At 71.6% G+C, this 225-nt stretch carries 1 protein-coding gene; it reads right to left on the bottom strand.

The genetic code is table 11. The annotated features are described in order from the left end of the window. Positions 1 to 225: FadR/GntR family transcriptional regulator (locus B2J89_RS22380; RefSeq protein ID WP_169170902.1), on the bottom strand; the 225-nt coding region annotated here is incomplete at both ends.

Here is a 225-nt window from a genome sequence, read left to right as displayed (position 1 = left end):
CGGAATGATGGTGGCGCCGAGCGTGGCCATCAGGTCGGCAAAGTGCTGGTTCTGCGTGGCGCGGGCAATCTCCAGGTGGAACTGGAAATCGGCGCCCACGGCATCGCGCCCCGCCTCCAAGGCGCCCATAAAGGCGCCCAGCGCGCTGCGCATGCGGGCCAGGTCGGCGTCCGTGCGCCGCACGGCGGCGAGGGCGGCGGCTTCGGTCTCGACGCCAATGCGCAG

This window comes from Acidovorax sp. SRB_24 (genome assembly GCF_012931925.1).
Note: the sequence above shows the minus strand (reverse complement) of the source record. Positions and strands in the feature narration are given on the sequence as shown.